The sequence below is a fragment of the Rhodococcus sp. MS16 genome (genome assembly GCF_013277795.1).
GTDB classification, from domain to species: Bacteria; Actinomycetota; Actinomycetes; order Mycobacteriales; family Mycobacteriaceae; genus Rhodococcus_F; species Rhodococcus_F globerula.
On the sequence record NZ_VBTM01000005.1, the window covers coordinates 980,999 to 998,028 of the forward strand.

The window sequence follows — 17,030 nt, forward strand, 5'->3', positions numbered from 1 at the left end:
GATCCACGATGACGAAGTTCCTTGTCCCCGGTGTGGCCAGCGCTGTCGTCGGCGTCGTTCTGGGCGCTGCTGCAATCTTCGGTGCCACGGCTGTAGCTGCGGACAACACTCGTCCCGACATCGACCGCAGCGGAAATGCCGATTCTTCCGTCCTGAACCAGGTTGAGTACGGCAGCCGCTGAGAGCGCAGGCCTCGCGAGTTCCCGTTCTTCCGCCGAAGGCACCATTGTGCCTTCGGCAGAGCCTCTGTCGAAGCGGTGGCTGTTCGGCGCCTCCGTTGTAGCGTTTCTTCTCACCTTTTTCCAGTCGCCAGGGCTGATCACCGCCGACACCAAGTACGACCTGACGCAGAATCCGTTCGGCTTCCTCGAACGTGCTTCGCATCAGTGGAGTAGTCAGGCCCCGCTTGGCCAGGTGCAAAATCAGGCCTACGGTTACTTTTTCCCGCACGGGCCGTTTTTTGCGTTGGGCGAACTCGCCCACATCCCGCCGTGGATCACGCAGCGCATCTGGTGGGCGCTGCTGCTGATTGCCGGGTTCTGGGGCATCGTCCGCGTCGCCGAGGCGCTGGGTGTCGGTAGCCGCAGTTCTCGTGTCATCGCCGCAGTTGCGTTTGCGCTCTCTCCGCGCGTTCTGACAACTCTCGGCTCGATTTCCTCGGAAACCCTGCCGATGATGTTGGCGCCGTGGGTGCTGTTGCCGGCGATTTGGGCGTTCCACCCTGTGCGCCTTTCCGGTAGCCCGGACTACCAAAAAGGCGCACAGTGGAAATTGGCCGCCCAGTCCGGCCTCGCGGTTGCCCTGATGGGTTCGATCAATGCCATCGCTACCGCAGCGGCCTGCCTCGTCGCCGTCATCTGGTGGCTCTCGCACAAGCCGAACCGGGCGTGGCTGACCTTCACCGCGTGGTGGGCCCTGTTTGTTGCACTGGGCACCCTGTGGTGGATCGTCCCGCTCCTGCTGCTCGGCAAGGTCAGCCCGCCGTTCCTCGATTACATCGAATCGGCCGGCGTCACGACGCAATGGGCGTCACTCGCGGAGATCCTGCGCGGCACGGACAGTTGGACGCCCTTCGTCTCACCCGAACGCATCGCAGGCGCGGTCCTCGTGACCCAACCGGCGGCCGTTGTCGCCACCGGACTGGTTGCCGCCGCCGGACTCGCCGGACTCTGCATGCGGTCGATGCCCGCCCGCGGACGCCTGACGCTCATCTTGTTTGTCGGCATCACCGGTTTGGCTGCGGGATACGTCGGCGAACTCAGCTCCCCGATCTCCGATCAAGTGCGCCTGTTCCTGGACTCCGCGGGCGCACCGCTGCGCAACGTCCACAAACTCGAACCACTCGTGCGTCTGCCGTTGGTTCTCGGCCTCGCGCATCTCCTGGCAAAAGTTCCCTTGCCCGGTTCGGTTCCGATGCCGCGGTGGCGACGCGCCTTCGCTCATCCCGAGCGCGAACCGATGGTGGCGTTGACGTCCCTGATCCTGGTTGCTCTCACCCTCTCGACCGCCTTGGCGTGGACCGGCAAACTCGCACCGCGCGGCGCGTACCCCGAGGTGCCGTCGTACTGGACCGAAGCCGCGCAGTGGCTCGAGGACAACACCGCACCCGGCTCCGAAGCCGAGCGCGCCCTTGTCATCCCGGGAGCACCGTTCGGCAGCCAGGTGTGGGGACTGACTCGAGACGAGCCGCTGCAAGCACTGGCCACCACACCGTGGGCCGTGCGAGACTCCGTCCCGCTGACACCGCCCGGCGCCATCCGCGCCCTCGATTCGGTACAGCGCCTGATCGCCGACGGTCGCCCCTCCGACGGTCTCGCGCAGACTCTGCTCGGCCAGGGCATCCACTTCCTCGTGATGCGCAACGACCTCGACGGCGACACCTCACGCTCAGCCCGCCCGCTCCTCGTTCACCAAGCCGTCGACGGTTCCCCCGGCATCACGAAGGTCGCCGAGTTCGGTGAGAACGTCCACCCCGAGCCTATCGACGGGCTGGTTGCCGACAGCGACCTGCGACCCGACTACTCACCGATCGAGATCTTCGCGGTCACGCCGCCTGACGGAAGCACTGCGCTCAGCGGCCCGTACTCGGTGGATCTCGATCAGGTTCCCGTGGTTCAGGGCGGACCGGAAGCCGTTCTCCGCCTTCATGAAAGTGGAACACTTCCCGGCACCGGTCCCGTCGTTTTTGCCGCCGACGCTGCGGCGGCCGGACTACCGGTCGATGCGCTCACCGTCACCGACACACCGCGTGACCGTGAAACCGATTTCGGACAGGTCGACAATCACAGTTCTGCTCTGCGGACACCGGACAGCGAGCGACGCACGTACAACCTGGTTCCCGACTACCCCGTCACCGATACGCCGCTGGTGCAAGGCCGTTGGAACGGCGCCGAGATCACAGTCTCCAGTAGCGCCTCCGACGCCACCCAGCTTGGCGGGACCTCGCCGTCGAGTAGCCCTGCCGCAACGGTTGACGGCGATCCGGGCACCGGATGGTTCAGCAACGGAATCGAGCGCGCATTGGGGCAGTGGCTGCAGATCGACTTCGACACTCCCATCTCGAGCGGTCTACTGCATCTGACCACCAGTGCAGCTGCGATCGGCGCTCCGGTCAAGTGGCTCGAGATATCCACTCCCAACGGAACCAAGGCTGTCAAGGTCGACCGGCCGGGTGAACCCGTCGCGGTATCGATTCCGGGCGGCATCACACCTTGGGTGCGAGTAACAGCGACGCACACCGAAAATGGCTCGGCGGGAACACAGTTCGGCATCAGCGAACTGTCGGTGGAGGACTTCTCCGACCGCAGTGCGCCCACATTCGTGCCCATCACGTTCGACACCGTGCTGCCAGCGGTTCCCAACGACGCGTCGGTGACGTCCTGGAATCTGACGCAGGAGTTCCCGGGCCGAGATTCCTGCGCCGACAGCGCCGATCGAGTGCGCTGCAGCAACGCCTTCATGGCGATTGCCGAGGAGCCGAGTCGATTCCAGCGCACTCTGAGTGTCCCGGAAAATACTTCTGTCACAGCCGAACTGACGGTTCGGGCCCGACAGGGCAGCGAGCTGGACTCACTTCTCACCGTCACCGGCCGCATCACCGCATCAGGCTCGAGCGACATCGGCGACACCCGTGGTTCAGCCTTTGCCGCCACCGACGGCGACGCTCGGACAACGTGGTCGGCGCCGCAGAGCACCACCGAGCCGGGTGGCCCGAAACCGACTCTCACGCTGACTCTTCCGGAACCGACACTGGTGACAGCACTGGATATCACCCCCAGCGTCGGAATCCTGCCGTCACCGCCCACCAGTGTTGCCGTCAACCTCGGGAACGGGCCTCAGGTTCGCGAGTTGCCGGAGGGCGACACGCGAGTGCCCCTGTCCCCCTTTGTCACCGACACGATCGTCCTGAGCATCGCCGATTGGGATCCCGTTCTCGATCAGAATGCGCTCGGCTTCGCTCAGGTACAGCCCACCGGGTTTGCGGAAGTCGGCGTGATCGGCGCGGACGGCACAGCCGTCGCCGATTCCGGTGTGCAGACCGACAACAGGATCGACAACCGTCAGATCACCGTCCCGTGCGGTATCGGTCCCACGATCACCATTGCCGGGCAACAGTTCCCGACGTCGATCGAGACCACGGCGCATGAGCTCCGTACCGGCGCTCCCATCGTGGTGAGCGTGTGCGGCCCCACCGGAACGGCACTATTACCAGCGGGTCAGCCGAAGGTCTCGGTCGAGCCGGGAGCGGCGTTCTCCGTCGACAACCTGGATCTCACGACAGTTGGCTCCGATCCGCTCCCACTACAGAGCCAGAGCGCTCTCGCCTCGACAGCATGGACAGAAAACCATCGCGAACTTGCCGTCACCGCATCGACGTCCGATCAGTTGATCGTGAATCCCGAAAGCACCAGCATCGGCTGGATCGCTACCGCGCCCGACGGTTCCGAGCTGACTCCGGTAGTGGTGAACGGTTGGCAGCAAGGCTGGATAGTGCCCGCAGGCACGTCCGGAACGATCACCCTCGATTTCCCCAGCGACCGCTGGTACCGCCTGGGCATCTTCGGCGGCCTGGTGCTGCTGATCCCTCTGTTCCTCGCTGCCCTGATTCCGGTGCGGCGTGTACCGAAGCCCACCGAGCCGCCGCGCCCGTGGCACAGCGTCGTAGCGGGGTGGCTGGGTGTGGCTGTGGCTGCCACCGTGATCGGCGGCGTCGTGGGAACCGGGATCTTCGTGGCGTGCTCACTCGTCGCGCTTGCGCTCGTGCGAGCAGTCGGCCCGGATCGCACAGCCCGAATTCTGGTCGGCACCGCCGGCGTGGCAGCAATTGCCGGAATCACGCTTCTTTCCACAGGACCATGGCGAGCACCCGGCGGATACGTGGGCGATTCGTTCCTGATTCAGTTCGTGATGTTGCTGGCGTTGGTGGTCACGGGGTTGGCGGCATTGCCATTTGCGGGTTCACCGATGTGGCGACGGTTCTCCCAGCGCTTGACTGCCAAACGAGCAGGTTCCTCCACCAAGGCGTAGCTGGCCGACGCGACAGCCACACTCAGAACAAGCGTCAGGGCAAGCACGTAGAAGAAGCTGCCGGAGAACGGCGCGATGCCGAACACCGGGAACACCGCATTGAGCACCGCCAGATGCCAGATGAAGATTCCGTACGACCAGCGACCGATCGCCAAGGCAAACGGACTTGCCAGGAATCGGTGCTGCGCCTCGTCCCGCAGAACCAACGGTGCGATCAGCGAAAAGCTGATGATTGCTCCGAGCGCGATCTTGACGGCGAACTGCCAAGGCTCTGGGCGTACCAGACCTTCCGGGCCGGCGAGGTCGGTGCACGAGAGAACAAACGCCACCAACGCCACACCGGTCAGCAGAAGCCGGCGATGCGCCAGACGGTGAACCCACGTCGAATCTCCGACGGCGAGTTCGGCCAACACCATGCCGACCCCGAACCACGGCAGGTATCCCGGCAACCAATTGTCGTGGTGGATGAAATCCGGCGCGGGAATCGGCAGGAACGCCCAACTGAGAGCAATCAGCGAGACAACGGTGAGAAGTGGGATCCGGAACCGGGCACTGCTCCCGCGCAGGCGTACCAGGAGAACCGCGAACAACGGCAGCAACAGATAGAACATCACCTCGACCGACAGGCTCCACATCTGAGTGAGCCCCTCGGTGAGGGTGAGCGGAACAAAGACCTGCACCAGGCCGAGGTTCGCCAGCCACACCTGATAACCACCGCCTGCACCTGGCAGGAACAGGAGAATCAGCGTCACTGCCACCCAGTACGCGGGAAGAATGCGCGTCGCTCGGGATATCCAGTACCGCACGGTGGCCTGTGGCCGACCGATTCCGCGGGCAGCGGCCGCATGCGGACGCCACAACAGAAACCCGGACAGCGCAAAGAACACTGCAACGGCCAGGTCGAGCCGGCCGAAAGCCCGACCGATCGCGCCCGACTGAGCCTCGCCCGTCTGGAACGCGACGTGGGTCACCAGAACCCCGAGCGCTGCCAAACCTCGCATACCGTCCAAGGCCGGAACGAAGCCACGGGCCTGCGGCGGGACGGCTGCGGAAGAATTCACGGGACTCATCATCACGGATAAGTGTGCACCGGGGCACGTTCGCCTTAAACCATCCGGACGCCCTGTAAAAAAATGCGAGGCCAAATCGCCACCTCATGCGACAAACCGGGCCGCTGGACTGTTAGTGTTCTGCCACACATGGGTTCTACTGTGACCCCATACGGCCAGCACAACTCATATTGTGCAGGTTGCACCACGTCTAAACTACTAACGGGTAGGAGTCCCAGCATGGCGGAACGCTCAGGGTCGAGCCGGATACTTCCTTGCATTCTGGTAGGTCTCGGCGCCTTCCTCTTGGCCATCGCTGTTCTCATTCCCACCTACATGGTCGGCAAGTTGGAGAAGACGCCGCTCGACCTCGAGGTCACCACGATCGCCACGGGCAACGGCAGCGTCCTCAACTCTGCCGCGCTACTTGCCGGCAAAGCTCAGGTCGACAAGAACGTCCCGATCGTTGCTCAGCGCTACGTCACGACGCAGGAACCGTCCAACGCCGACGACATCACCGTCCAGGCCGGCCAGACTGTCATCCGCACCGACAAGCAGGGCGAGAGCGGCCTGCTGACGGCAACCGTCGACACCGTCACCCTGGACCGCGTCAGCTCGATGCCGACCAACGATCCGGTCGGAACGATCCAGACGTCAGCTGATCAGCCGGCGGAAGAAGTTTCCCGCGAGGGTCTGCAGTACAAGTTCCCGTTCAACACGGAGCAGCAGACCTACCCCTACTTCGATCTCAACGCTCGCGCGAACTACGACATCAACTTCGTCGAAGAGACCGAGATCAACGGCATGAAGGTCTACCACTTCAACCAGACCATCGAGCCCGTCGACCTGTCCAAGGTCGTCAACTCCCCCACGAACAAGCTCACCTTGCCTGCCGACACCTGGGGCGTTCCCGGCGGCACCACCCCCGTCACGATGACACGCTGGTACACCAACGTCCGTGACCTGTGGGTCGAGCCCAAGACCGGTGTTGTCATCAAGGGCCAGGAGCAGCTGCACCAGTACTACGGCCGCAACAAGAACTCCGTCGACGTCGACGTCCTCAACGTCACGCTGCCGTTCGACGAAGAGACCATCGAGTACCAGATCCAACAGGCGCAGGACGGCATGGACACGCTCAACCTTGTCGGCCGCACCGTTCCGATCGTCGCCGGCGTCCTCGGCGTGATCGCTCTGATCGCCGGCATCTTCCTCGGTGTGCGCGGCGGTAAGGGCGGAACCCCGGCGCCTGCACACGGCGGCGGTGGCCAGTCTCCGAGCGGAGCAGGTACCCCCGCTCCCGGCGAGCACGACTGGACCAACGACGACACCCAGGTGATCCCGCGCCCGGATCTGCGCAAGGAATAGCACGTCGCCAGTGAACCTGGCACAGGTTGTATGAAGCGAGCACCCCTTCNNAAGGGGTGCTCGCTTCATACAGGGGTTGCTAGCTCGCGCTTGCCCGGTCCGCACTGCGCACTGCAGCAACAGAGACCGCCACAGCCGTCACCGACGCCACGACAACCGCTGTCCCGATCAACTGCCCCGGCGTCGTTGCCCACAGGAGCATCACGACGGCCTCGACGGCCAATCCGATCCAGGCCAGCACGGCGACTCTCGTGCGTTCCGACGCGATTGCGGACAGCAGGGCGCACTGCAGCACTGCAAGGACGGCACCGTGCAATGCAAAGGCCCACAGCATCGGTGCCACGGCAGCGTAGGCGTCGCCCACCAGGATCGGTACCAACGGACCGGCGAGGGCCGCGCCGAGCACCAGCACAGCCCCGATTCCCACCAACACAGCCAAAGCTGTGCGAACGGCCTGCGCCGATTGGGCTGGATTGGCCATCTTCGGGTACAGGACAACACCAACCGCTTGTGGCAGCCAGAACGCGGCTTTGGTCGCGACGGCGCCCAGTGCGTACACACCCGCGTCGTATTCGCTCAGAACCACGCGCACGACAAGCAGGTCCAGCGACGACAACGCAATCAGGGCGAGCTGAACCTGGGAGGCGGCGAGCACGGATACAACACCGATCCGCACTGCTTTGTTCTCGCTCACCGGCGCCGTGCGGTCAAGCACCCGGACAACCGCGACCAGAACCGCCGTTCCGGCCGCGCTCGCCACCAACGCTGCGGCCGCAGCTCCGCCCAGCGCCAGGACTGCCACTGCGGGAAGAACTTTCATCACACCCGCGCCGGCCAGGACTGCGCTGAGCACGCCAAACCGGCCGTGCCCCTGCAACAATCCCTGCTCCGTCGCCAGCAGCACCAGCATCGGCGCCGTCACCAGAGCCGAGAACGCTGCAACTATTCCGGTGTCGAGTAGCCACGCCATCGCCGGGGTCAGCACCACCGCCAGAACAGCCACGATCGCTGCGCATCTGTACCCGAGCGATCGCAATGTGTCAGCGCTCTTGCCGCGCACAGCCTCTCGGGCGACCACTGTTTGCAGCGCCAACGCCGGCACGGCCAGCACCAACTGCGCGGCGAGAAGACTGGCGAATTCTCCGTAGCCCGCCGGACCCAACCAGCGACTTGCCAACCAGGCCAGCAGATACGACGCAACATTTGCCGTCATCGAACCGGCCAACACCATACTGACCCCGGCCGCAGCGGAACGATCAAGAGGTTGGCGGGCCATGCGACCAATGATGCACCACGTATCGTGCCCGTCATGACAGTGCGGCCGAAACACCACAGCGTCGTGGCCGCGGTGTACAGCCTGGCGTTGACATTGTTGATCCTCGGACCACTGCTCGGTCCCGGTTATCTACTGCTGCGCGACGCTGTCAGCACTCCCCGGTCGTACCTCACCGACTCCGCCCTCGGGCTCACCGACGCCGCCGCCCGGGCCGTGCCGCAGGATGCGCTGATCGCGGCATTGAGCACGGTTGTCGACGGTGGGTTGGTGGTGAAGGCGCTGCTCCTCGCCGCACTGTGGCTGGCGGGGTGGGGCGCTGCCCGCTTGGTCCGAGCCCTGCTGCCGACAGCCGGGCTCGGGCCGCAGTTGGTGGCGTCAACGGTCATGCTGTGGAACCCGTACGTGGCCGAGCGTCTGCTGCAAGGACATTGGAGCCTGTTGGCCGGGTACGGCGCTTTGCCGTGGATCGTGATCGCGGGCATCGGGGTTCGACGCGCTCAGCCCGGCGCCTGGTGGGCATTGGCCGCATCGCTGGCATTCGCGGGCCTGACACCTACCGGCGCGCTCCTGGGATTGACCATCGCGTTGGTGGCCGTAGCCTCCCCAGGCGGGCGAACGTCGGTTCTACGACGTGTCAGCGGCGTCTTCGCACTCTTCCTGATCACTGCCTCGCCGTGGCTCGCGGCAACACTTCTGTCGAGCGGCGCCGCCGACGGTTCCGATCCCGCCGGTGTGGCAGCCTTTGCCGCCCGCGCGGAACCGGGCCTCGGAACGCTCGGCAGCCTCGCCGGGCTGGGCGGCGTCTGGAACTCCGCTGCCGTCCCGGACTCTCGCACAACACTCTTCGCGGCGGTAGGGACGCTACTACTCCTGATCGTGGTGCTCAGCGGTATCCCCGCGCTGTGGCGACGGCGTCGCAATCCTGTGATCACCGCACTGGGAGTGCTGGCACTCGTCGCGGTCCTGGCCCCGGCACTCGGCGCGACACCGTGGGGCCTGGGTGTTGGTCGCTGGTCGGTCGAATACTTCTCCGGCGCAGGCCTGCTCCGCGATTCCCAGAAATGGGTGGCGCTGGCGGCGCCGTTCTACGCACTGTCCGCGGCAGCGGGCGTGATGTGGGCACAGCGACGCTTCACTCTTCCGCGCCCTACGTGGTCGATCGCCGCTGTTGTCGTGACGATCATGGCTCTGCCCGACCTCGCGTGGGGCGTCGGCGGGGCTCTGAAACCGGTGCAGTATCCGCAGTCCTGGACCGTTGTCGCCGAGCAGTTGCGAGGCGAAACCGGTGATGTGGCAGTGCTTCCCACCGGAATGTTTCGAGCCTTCTCCTACACCGGTGACGCTCCGGTTCTCGATCCGGCTCCGCGATTTCTCCCGCTCGATGTACTGCAGACCGGCGAACTGATCGTGGCCGGTGGCTCTGTCGGCGGCGAGGGAACACGCGCCGCCCAGGTCGAGGAACTCCTCCTCACGGGCGGAAGCAGCACCGAACTCGCGGCCCTTGGCGTCGGCTGGGTGCTGGTGGAACTCGACACTCCTGGCCGATCCGACGACGCGGCGCTGCGCAACCTCGAGAGAGTGTTCGCAGACAACTATCTCGAGGTGTACCGGGTGCCCGGAGATGTTGCACTGCACCAGGCTTCGGCATCTGCCCGGATCATCGTCGCGCTCGCCCACATCGCCTGGGTGATGACGGGCGTTGCGGCTCTACTCGTGCTCGGACTGAACCAGAACCGGATTCGACTCGCGCGACGTGACAAGACCTGAAACGCGCTGTCCGACCGTCGTCGCCGACAAAACCTCGAAAACACCGGTTCCCGTTTGTTCCCAAGAGAATTCGCTCGACCACACCCGAGCTTTCTCACCGAGCACCGTCCGCAGTTCGTGATCCTGCAACAGGGTGCCTGCAGCCTGCGTCAATTCCGCCACATCGCCGTCGCCGACACTTTCGCCGCCTACCAGAAGACCCGTCACGCCGTCGACGATGGAATCGGTCAACCCCTTGGAACTGCGGTAACCAACAGTCGGAACTCCGTGTTGCGCGGCCTCGATGACGGCGAGGCCCCACCCTTCCTTGCGGGACGGCATGAGGTGAATCCAGGACTGCGCCAACAGTTCATGTTTGCGGGACTCGTCGACGTGCCCGTGGAATGTCACCGCGTCGCCGATCCCGAGTTCGGCAGCGCGATCACGCAGGTTCTGCTCCCACCAACCGCCGCCGATGACGTCGAGGTGAAGTTCGGGCTGCGTCGGGCGAAGTGTCGCAACCGCTTCGAGCGCGTCTTCGATCTGCTTGTGCGGCACCAACCGCGAGAGCACCGACATGGTAGGCCGGATCGCCCGGGTGATCGAACCACCCGCGTCGACGCCCATCGGAAGACGATCAGCTCCGTTGCGCACCACGGCAATTCGATCGCGGTCGACGCCCAGATCCACCAGTTCCTCTGCCGAGGGTAGTGACACCGTCAAATACTGGTTGTCGCTGTGACGCTTCGGCGACAGGCGCGATTCCACCCACCACCCGATCCGTCCGACGAGTGTGCCTGCCACCGGCCACTGTTCGCGGTGGCAATGGTGCACGAGCAGCGTGACCGGCGCACCGGCCACCATCTTCGAGAAGAAGGGAATCCCGTTCTGCGTGTCGACCACGGCGTCGGGGTGAAGGCCTTTCAGGGAACCGAACCCGAGGCGTCCGGCCGCAATCGCGGCCAGTGCCCGCGGGTAAACGCTGAAACGTCCGCCGGAACGACTGATGGTGATGCCGTCTCGATACTCGGTGGCGGGCGCACCCGGGTACGACGCCGTCCGCAGAGTCACCTTGATTCCGCGCGCCGCCAACTGGGTTCCGACCTGTTCGAGGTACCGCTCACTTCCGCCGCCCTGCGGATGCCCGGTGTCACGCCAACAGAGCAACAGAACCTCGTGCACGTGCGTTACTCCCTAGAGCTCGTCGGTGACCGGCGCGGATGCGAGTGGTCCTGCGGGGGATGCCCACCCTGACCGGTCGGTAACCCTGCGGAACACCCTAACTGTTTCCGCGTCCGTATTGCCGCGCTCCTCACAGTGAAATTGACGGTGTTCATGGAGCAGAAGTCGCAGTCGCTAAAGTTGATTCTCGTGACCAAGCCCGCAGTGACCCGCATTTTCGGCCGACGGGCAACCCTCAAACGATCCGTCGGCTTGCTCAGCGACTTCCGCCACGAGCAGACCGCGCCTGACATCTTCTACGGCGCGCTCGCTCGCGATTCCGTCGAATTGATCTCCGACCTGCATGAAGGTCACACCGGTCACACGCTCGACGGCCTCACCGTCCTCGACGTCGGCGGCGGACCGGGCTACTTCGCGGAAGTGTTCCAAGCTGCCGGTGCCCGCTACATCCCGGTCGAACCCGATCCGTCGGAAATGCATGCCGCGGGCCTGACCGTCGGCGGCGCGGTGCGCGGATCAGGCCTGGCGTTGCCCTTTCGGGATTCGTCGGTCGATATCTGCTTCTCCTCGAACGTGGCGGAACACGTCAGCGAGCCGTGGCTCATGGCGGAGGAAATGCTGCGCGTCACCAAACCCGGCGGACTGATGGTCCTCTCGTACACCCTGTGGTGGGGTCCGTTCGGAGGGCACGAGACCGGTCCGTGGCACGCTTTCGGTGGTGAATACGCAGCCAAGCGGTACCGCCGCACAACCGGCCGCGAACCGAAGAACAGGTACGGAGAGTCCCTGTTCAAAGTGGGTGCCACCGATGGTTTGCGCTGGGCCCGCGGAACAGACCAAGGTGAACTACTCGCCGCGATCCCCCGATATCACCCGTCTTGGGCGTGGTGGATGGTTCGTGTTCCCGGCCTTCGCGAATTCCTCGTGAGCAACCTCGTAGTGGTTCTGGAGAAGCGTTGTGGTCCTCGAGAAGCGTTGACGTGATTCGCCTCGCCCTCGACATCGGCGGCACCAAGATGGCTGCCGGTTTGGCTTCCGAGGACGGGCGCGTTCCCGAATTCCGCACGGTTCCCACACCGAAAACGGATACGTGGGCAGCCTGCGCGGCATTACTTCAGAGCGTTGCCGACAGACGCGCGGTTGACGCCGTCGGAATCGCCTGCGCCGGCCCGGTCGATACCGTCGGCGGTGTTGTGGCACCCATCAACATCTCCGAGTGGGCTGGCGGCTTCCCCCTGCAGGACGCGGTACGCAGTGTTTTCCCGGGCGCAGCGGCCGCTCTGGCCATGGACGGGGCTGCCGCCGCACTGGCCGAACATCACCACGGCGCCGGACGCGGAACCCTGGACCTGTTGAGTCTGGTCGTCTCCACCGGCGTGGGCGGCGGAGTTGTCCTTGGCGGTCGCATCGCACCTGGCCGTACGGGAAATGCCGGCCACATCGGGCACCTTGTTGTCCCTGGAGCCGACGAACCCTGCTCCTGCGGTGGCGTCGGCTGCCTCGAGACGGTCGCGAGTGGTCCGGCAGCAGTTCGTTGGGCTCGCAGTCAGGGGTGGACCGGCACCACGGGCCTCGAGCTTGCCGACGACGCCCACCGCGGCGACGCCCTCGCCCGGGCAGCGCTTCACCGTGCCGGAACCGCGCTGGGTGTTGCCATCGCGTCGGCTGCGGCACTCCTGGATGTAAATCTTGCGGTGGTGGGCGGCGGATTTTCCCAGTCCGGCTCAGCCTTGTGGGAACCTCTCCGCGAATCGGCTGCCCGACATGCCCGTTTGTCGTTCATCAAGGACCTACGAATCGTCTCCGCCGAGTTGGGTGAGCGTGGAACTCTGACCGGCGCGGGACTCCTGTCGCTCGTCGCCGCCATCTGACACGCGTTCTTCTCCGAGAAATCCGCAGGGAGTCCCACTAAACGGGTGCCACCTGTTCCCAATTTCTGTAACGTGTTTTAGTGTTCTGACTCACACCGTTACGGGCATTGCGCGTGACACAAGCGGGAAGGAGGTGACCGTGAGCCCCGATGTTTCCTCGACAGAAGCCGAGCATCACGCACAGGTCGCCCGACCAAGTGATTCCCTCCGCGACACCGAAGACCTCCGCGAACGCCTGGAACGCTGGATGGCCGGGAAGGTGCCGGCCGGATCCACCGTGACCGTCGCCGATGTCACCCTGCCCGCAGCCAACGGCATGTCCAGCGAAACCATCCTCTTCGACGCGACCTGGGACGGCGATCATCATCCGCTGGTCGCCCGTGTCGCCCCGGCAGAGACCACCATGCCGGTGTTTCCGACCTACGACCTCGAATCCCAGTTCCGCACCATGGCGCAGGTGCACGAGCACTCCGCGGTGCCCGTACCGACGGTGTACTGGTCCGAATCCGACCCGGATGCGTTGGGTGCGCCGTTCTTCGTCATGGAGCGCATCTCCGGTGACGTGCCTCCCGACGTCATGCCGTACAACTTCGGATCGTGGGTCACCGAAGCGTCCCCGGCGCAGCGAAAGACCCTCCAGCAGAACTCGGTCGACGTCCTGGCGCAATTGCACGCCATCGACAATCCGATCGAGCGCTTCGATTTCCTCCAACTGCCTGGTTCGGGACCGACTGCGCGAGAGGCATTCTCGGCGCACATCGCCGAGCAGCGCGCATACTACGAGTGGGTCGTCAAGGATGGCGTCCGATCGCCACTCATCGAGCGGGCACTCGACTGGGTCGAAGCACACAATCCCGCCGACGATTCACCGGCCGTGCTCTGTTGGGGCGACTCACGCATCGGCAACGTCATGTACCAGGACTTTGCACCAGTTGCCGTACTCGACTGGGAAATGGCAACTCTCGGCCCGCGTGAGATGGACCTGGGCTGGATGGCCTTCCTGCACAGGTTCTTCGAGGACATTGCCGGGTTGGCAAACCTGCCCGGTCTTCCCGACTTCCTGCGACTGCCGGACATCGCGGCAACTTACGCCGACATCACCGGTCACACACCACACGATCTGGAGTTCTACGTTACATACGCAGCGCTGCGCCAGGCCGTCATCATGTGGCGAATTCAGGCCCGTGCCATAGCTTTCGGTCAAGCCGAGCAACCCGCAGACCCCGACGACATGATCATGCACCGCGCATCGCTCACCGCGATGCTCGACGGCACTTACTGGGAGAGGTTGAACTGACCATGTTGTCGCCGATGGACGATTACCCCATTCACCAGATCGCGGAACCGGTCCGCCACGTCGCCACCTCGGACCGAAACTTCTACGACCGCTACTACTTCAACTGCTATCCCACCGACAACAACGACACCTTCCTGATCGTCGGTCTGGGCCAGTACCCCAATCTCGGTGTCATGGACGGTTTTGCGGTCCTACGCCACGGGGATCACCACATCGTGGCCCGCATGTCGAAAGCCCTGGGCGCCGATCGCACCGACACCACGGTCGGACCACTACGCATCGAGGTTGTGGAAGGCCTGCAGAAACTTCGTGTCGTGCTCGAACCCAGCAGCGAATACGATCTCTCCTTCGACATCACCTTCGACGCCACCATCCCGGCAGCGCTCGAGCCCAAGCACTTTCGACGCCAACTCGAGCGTGTCACCTTCGACACGTCCCGCTTCCTGCAGACCGGAACGTGGACCGGCAACCTCACCGTCGACGGGGAAAAAATCTCGATCGACCCCGATACCTGGCGCGGAAATCGTGACCGCTCCTGGGGCGTACGGCCGGTCGGTGAAGCCGAGCCACCCGGCCGACGCGCCGTCGACGGTATCCAGAACTTCTTCTGGATCTACTCCGTCATGCAGTTCGACGAGTTCACCGTCTCGGTCATCATGCAGGAAGACGAGCAAGGCCGTCGCATCGTCGAGGAAGCGATGCGAATCTGGCCGGAAGAAGGACGCGATCCGGAATGGCTCGGCCGACCCGAGCACGACCTGATCTTCTGCCCCGCCACCCGCGACGTCACCGGAGCTACCCTCACCTTCCACCGGCCCAGCGGTGAGGTTCTGACCGTCGACTGTGAACTGTTGCTGGCCAACCACATCGGCATCGGCACCGGGTACGGCCTCGAACAGGACTGGCGCCACGGCATGTGGCAAGGCGAACTGGTTGTCCAAGGCCTACGGCACAAGGTCCACGAATTCGAACCCATGCAGCGCATGTTCTCCCCCGTGGACAATCTCAGCAAATTCCATCTCACCGAGGGTGACCAGACCTTCGACGGCACCGGCCTTTTCGAAGTCGCTGCCATCGGACCCCACGAGCGTTACGGCTTCACCAGTTTCATCGATATGGCACCAGAGCGCGAGACCGACAACACCGAGGAAAGATTGTGATGACGAACTACGACAAGCTCTACATCGGCGGCGAGTGGGTAGCCCCCGCCACCGACCAGGTACTCGAGGTGTTCTCACCGGCAACGGAGGAGCGCGTCGGAAGCTGTCCCGTCGCCGCTCCGGCAGACATCGACGCCGCAGTCTCCGCTGCGCGCAACGCTTTCGACAACGGACCGTGGGCCAAGACGACCCCTTCCGAGCGCGGTGCGATCCTCGCGAAGGCAGCCAAGCTCCTCGAAGAGCGCAGCGCAGATCTCAACCAGCTCATCTCCAACGAGATGGGCCAGCCGCCCGCCATGGTCGGCATGATGCAGCAGACCCCGTCGATGGCGACGCTCGGTTTCTACTCCGAACTGGCCGACAAGTTCGCGTGGGAAGAGAAGCGCACCGGCGTCTTCGGGCAGACCAAGGTCACCCGCGAGCCCGTCGGCGTTGTCGCTGCCGTTCTCGCGTGGAATGTTCCGCTGTTCCTCGCGATCAACAAGCTGGCCCCCGCGCTGCTCGCCGGCTGCACCGTCCTGCTCAAGCCGGCCCCCGAGTCACCGCTCTCGGTCCATGTGATCGCGGAGATCTTCGCTGAGGCAGGCGTTCCCGCCGGCGTCATCTCCGTGCTCCCCGGCGGCGCCGAGACCGGCGAATACCTGGTCTCGCATCCTGACATCGACAAGATCACCTTCACCGGCTCGAGTGCGGTCGGGCGCAAGATCGGCGCCATCGCCGCCCAGAACCTCAAGCGCTGCTCCCTCGAACTCGGTGGCAAGTCCGCCGCCATCATCCTCGAGGACGCCGATCTCGCTGCCGGAATGCCGATGCTTGTCATGTCGGGCCTGATGAACACCGGTCAGGCGTGCGTCGCGCAGACCCGAATCCTCGCTCCCCGTTCACGTTACGACGAGGTCATCGAGGGCCTCAAGACCGCGGCTGGTTACATGACCGTCGGCGATCCGTCCGATCCGGCCGCGCAGCTCGGCCCGCTGATCTCCGAGAAGCAGCGCGAGCGCGTCGAGGGCTACATCGCCAAGGGCAAGGAAGAGGGCGCTCGACTGGTCCTCGGCGGCGGTCGTCCCGCCGGACTCGACAAGGGCTGGTACGTCGAGCCGACCATCTTCGCCGACGTCGACAACTCCATGACCATTGCCCGCGAAGAGATCTTCGGACCCGTGCTGTCGGTGATTCCGTACGACTCCGAGGACGAGGCCGTCAAGATCGCCAACGATTCCGACTACGGCCTCGCCGGATCCGTCTGGACCACCGACATCGATCACGGCCTCGAAATCGCGGCGCAGATCCGTACCGGCACCTACGCGATCAACTGGTACGCCTTCGACGCCGGTTCACCGTTCGGCGGTTACAAGAACTCCGGAATCGGTCGCGAGAACGGACCTGAGGGCCTCGAAGCCTTCTGCGAAACCAAGTCCGTGCTCATGCCACCCGGCTACACGAGCTGAGTTAGCACCCGTTGTGCACAGTGAGCACCCCTTCCAGCACGACGGAAGGGGTGCTCACTTCACAGAAGCTGTGCTCACTCCCCAGACATAACCGTCCGAGCGGGCTTAG

The 17,030-nt window shown here is 64.5% G+C and carries 11 protein-coding genes and 1 pseudogene; 9 read left to right on the forward strand and 3 right to left on the reverse strand.

Going from position 1 to position 17,030, the window contains the following annotated elements:
- The first annotated feature begins 8 nt into the window (after window positions 1-8).
- Entirely contained in the window at window positions 9-182 is a 174-nt protein-coding gene (locus tag FEZ60_RS17175) for a DUF2613 domain-containing protein (RefSeq protein ID WP_072782243.1), read from the forward strand.
- Window positions 183-228: 46 nt separating this feature from the next.
- The gene (locus tag FEZ60_RS33135; RefSeq protein ID WP_346343374.1) at window positions 229-4,527 is read left to right on the forward strand and encodes an alpha-(1->3)-arabinofuranosyltransferase family protein; all 4,299 of its coding nucleotides are present in this window, start codon (window positions 229-231) and stop codon (window positions 4,525-4,527) included.
- Here FEZ60_RS33135 and FEZ60_RS17185 read toward each other — a convergent pair.
- Window positions 4,473-5,597: pseudogene (locus FEZ60_RS17185) on the reverse strand (acyltransferase); the annotation flags it as partial. The gene FEZ60_RS33135 and the pseudogene FEZ60_RS17185 overlap by 55 nt on opposite strands.
- A gap of 219 nt (window positions 5,598-5,816) precedes the next feature.
- Here FEZ60_RS17185 and FEZ60_RS17190 point away from each other — a divergent pair.
- Window positions 5,817-6,941, forward strand: a complete 1,125-nt coding sequence (locus tag FEZ60_RS17190) for a DUF3068 domain-containing protein (protein WP_172936575.1) — start codon at window positions 5,817-5,819, stop codon at window positions 6,939-6,941.
- Between the two features lie 79 nt (window positions 6,942-7,020).
- Here FEZ60_RS17190 and FEZ60_RS17195 read toward each other — a convergent pair whose 3' ends face one another.
- A complete protein-coding gene (locus FEZ60_RS17195) occupies window positions 7,021-8,217 on the reverse strand; it encodes a polysaccharide biosynthesis protein (protein WP_033231704.1) in 1,197 nt (398 codons plus the stop codon).
- A gap of 33 nt (window positions 8,218-8,250) precedes the next feature.
- On the opposite strand from FEZ60_RS17195, the gene FEZ60_RS17200 reads away from it, so the two are divergent.
- Window positions 8,251-9,984: a hypothetical protein gene (locus FEZ60_RS17200; protein ID WP_172936576.1), complete on the forward strand. Its 1,734-nt coding sequence runs from the start codon at window positions 8,251-8,253 to the stop codon at window positions 9,982-9,984.
- Here FEZ60_RS17200 and FEZ60_RS17205 read toward each other — a convergent pair.
- Window positions 9,925-11,145, reverse strand: a complete 1,221-nt coding sequence (locus tag FEZ60_RS17205; RefSeq protein ID WP_045064630.1) for a glycosyltransferase family 4 protein — start codon at window positions 11,143-11,145, stop codon at window positions 9,925-9,927. The two genes, FEZ60_RS17200 and FEZ60_RS17205, sit on opposite strands and share 60 nt — an antisense overlap.
- A 153-nt stretch (window positions 11,146-11,298) precedes the next feature.
- On the opposite strand from FEZ60_RS17205, the gene FEZ60_RS17210 reads away from it, so the two are divergent.
- From FEZ60_RS17210 to FEZ60_RS17230, 5 genes are all read left to right on the forward strand, one after another.
- On the forward strand, window positions 11,299-12,129 hold the full coding sequence (locus FEZ60_RS17210; protein WP_172936659.1) for a class I SAM-dependent methyltransferase: 831 nt from the start codon (window positions 11,299-11,301) through the stop codon (window positions 12,127-12,129).
- A complete protein-coding gene (locus tag FEZ60_RS17215) occupies window positions 12,126-13,016 on the forward strand; it encodes an ROK family protein (RefSeq protein WP_172936577.1) in 891 nt (296 codons plus the stop codon). Before FEZ60_RS17210 ends, FEZ60_RS17215 begins: the two co-directional genes overlap by 4 nt.
- A 133-nt stretch (window positions 13,017-13,149) precedes the next feature.
- On the forward strand, window positions 13,150-14,313 hold the full coding sequence (locus FEZ60_RS17220) for a phosphotransferase family protein (RefSeq protein WP_045064638.1): 1,164 nt from the start codon (window positions 13,150-13,152) through the stop codon (window positions 14,311-14,313).
- Between the two features lie 2 nt (window positions 14,314-14,315).
- Entirely contained in the window at window positions 14,316-15,473 is a 1,158-nt protein-coding gene (locus tag FEZ60_RS17225; protein ID WP_172936578.1) for a hypothetical protein, read from the forward strand.
- Window positions 15,473-16,921: an aldehyde dehydrogenase gene (locus FEZ60_RS17230; protein WP_033231709.1), complete on the forward strand. Its 1,449-nt coding sequence runs from the start codon at window positions 15,473-15,475 to the stop codon at window positions 16,919-16,921. The genes FEZ60_RS17225 and FEZ60_RS17230 overlap by 1 nt, the downstream gene beginning before the upstream one ends.
- Window positions 16,922-17,030 lie beyond the last annotated feature (109 nt).

Coding starts and splice junctions, on each gene's coding strand:
- FEZ60_RS17175 (WP_072782243.1), top strand. CDS start 9: ATGACGAAGTTCCTTGTCCCCGGTGTGGCCAGCGCTGTCGTCGGCGTC.
- FEZ60_RS17190 (WP_172936575.1), top strand. CDS start 5,817: ATGGCGGAACGCTCAGGGTCGAGCCGGATACTTCCTTGCATTCTGGTA.
- FEZ60_RS17195 (WP_033231704.1), bottom strand. CDS start 8,217: ATGGCCCGCCAACCTCTTGATCGTTCCGCTGCGGCCGGGGTCAGTATG.
- FEZ60_RS17200 (WP_172936576.1), top strand. CDS start 8,251: ATGACAGTGCGGCCGAAACACCACAGCGTCGTGGCCGCGGTGTACAGC.
- FEZ60_RS17210 (WP_172936659.1), top strand. CDS start 11,299: ATGGAGCAGAAGTCGCAGTCGCTAAAGTTGATTCTCGTGACCAAGCCC.
- FEZ60_RS17225 (WP_172936578.1), top strand. CDS start 14,316: ATGTTGTCGCCGATGGACGATTACCCCATTCACCAGATCGCGGAACCG.
- FEZ60_RS17230 (WP_033231709.1), top strand. CDS start 15,473: ATGACGAACTACGACAAGCTCTACATCGGCGGCGAGTGGGTAGCCCCC.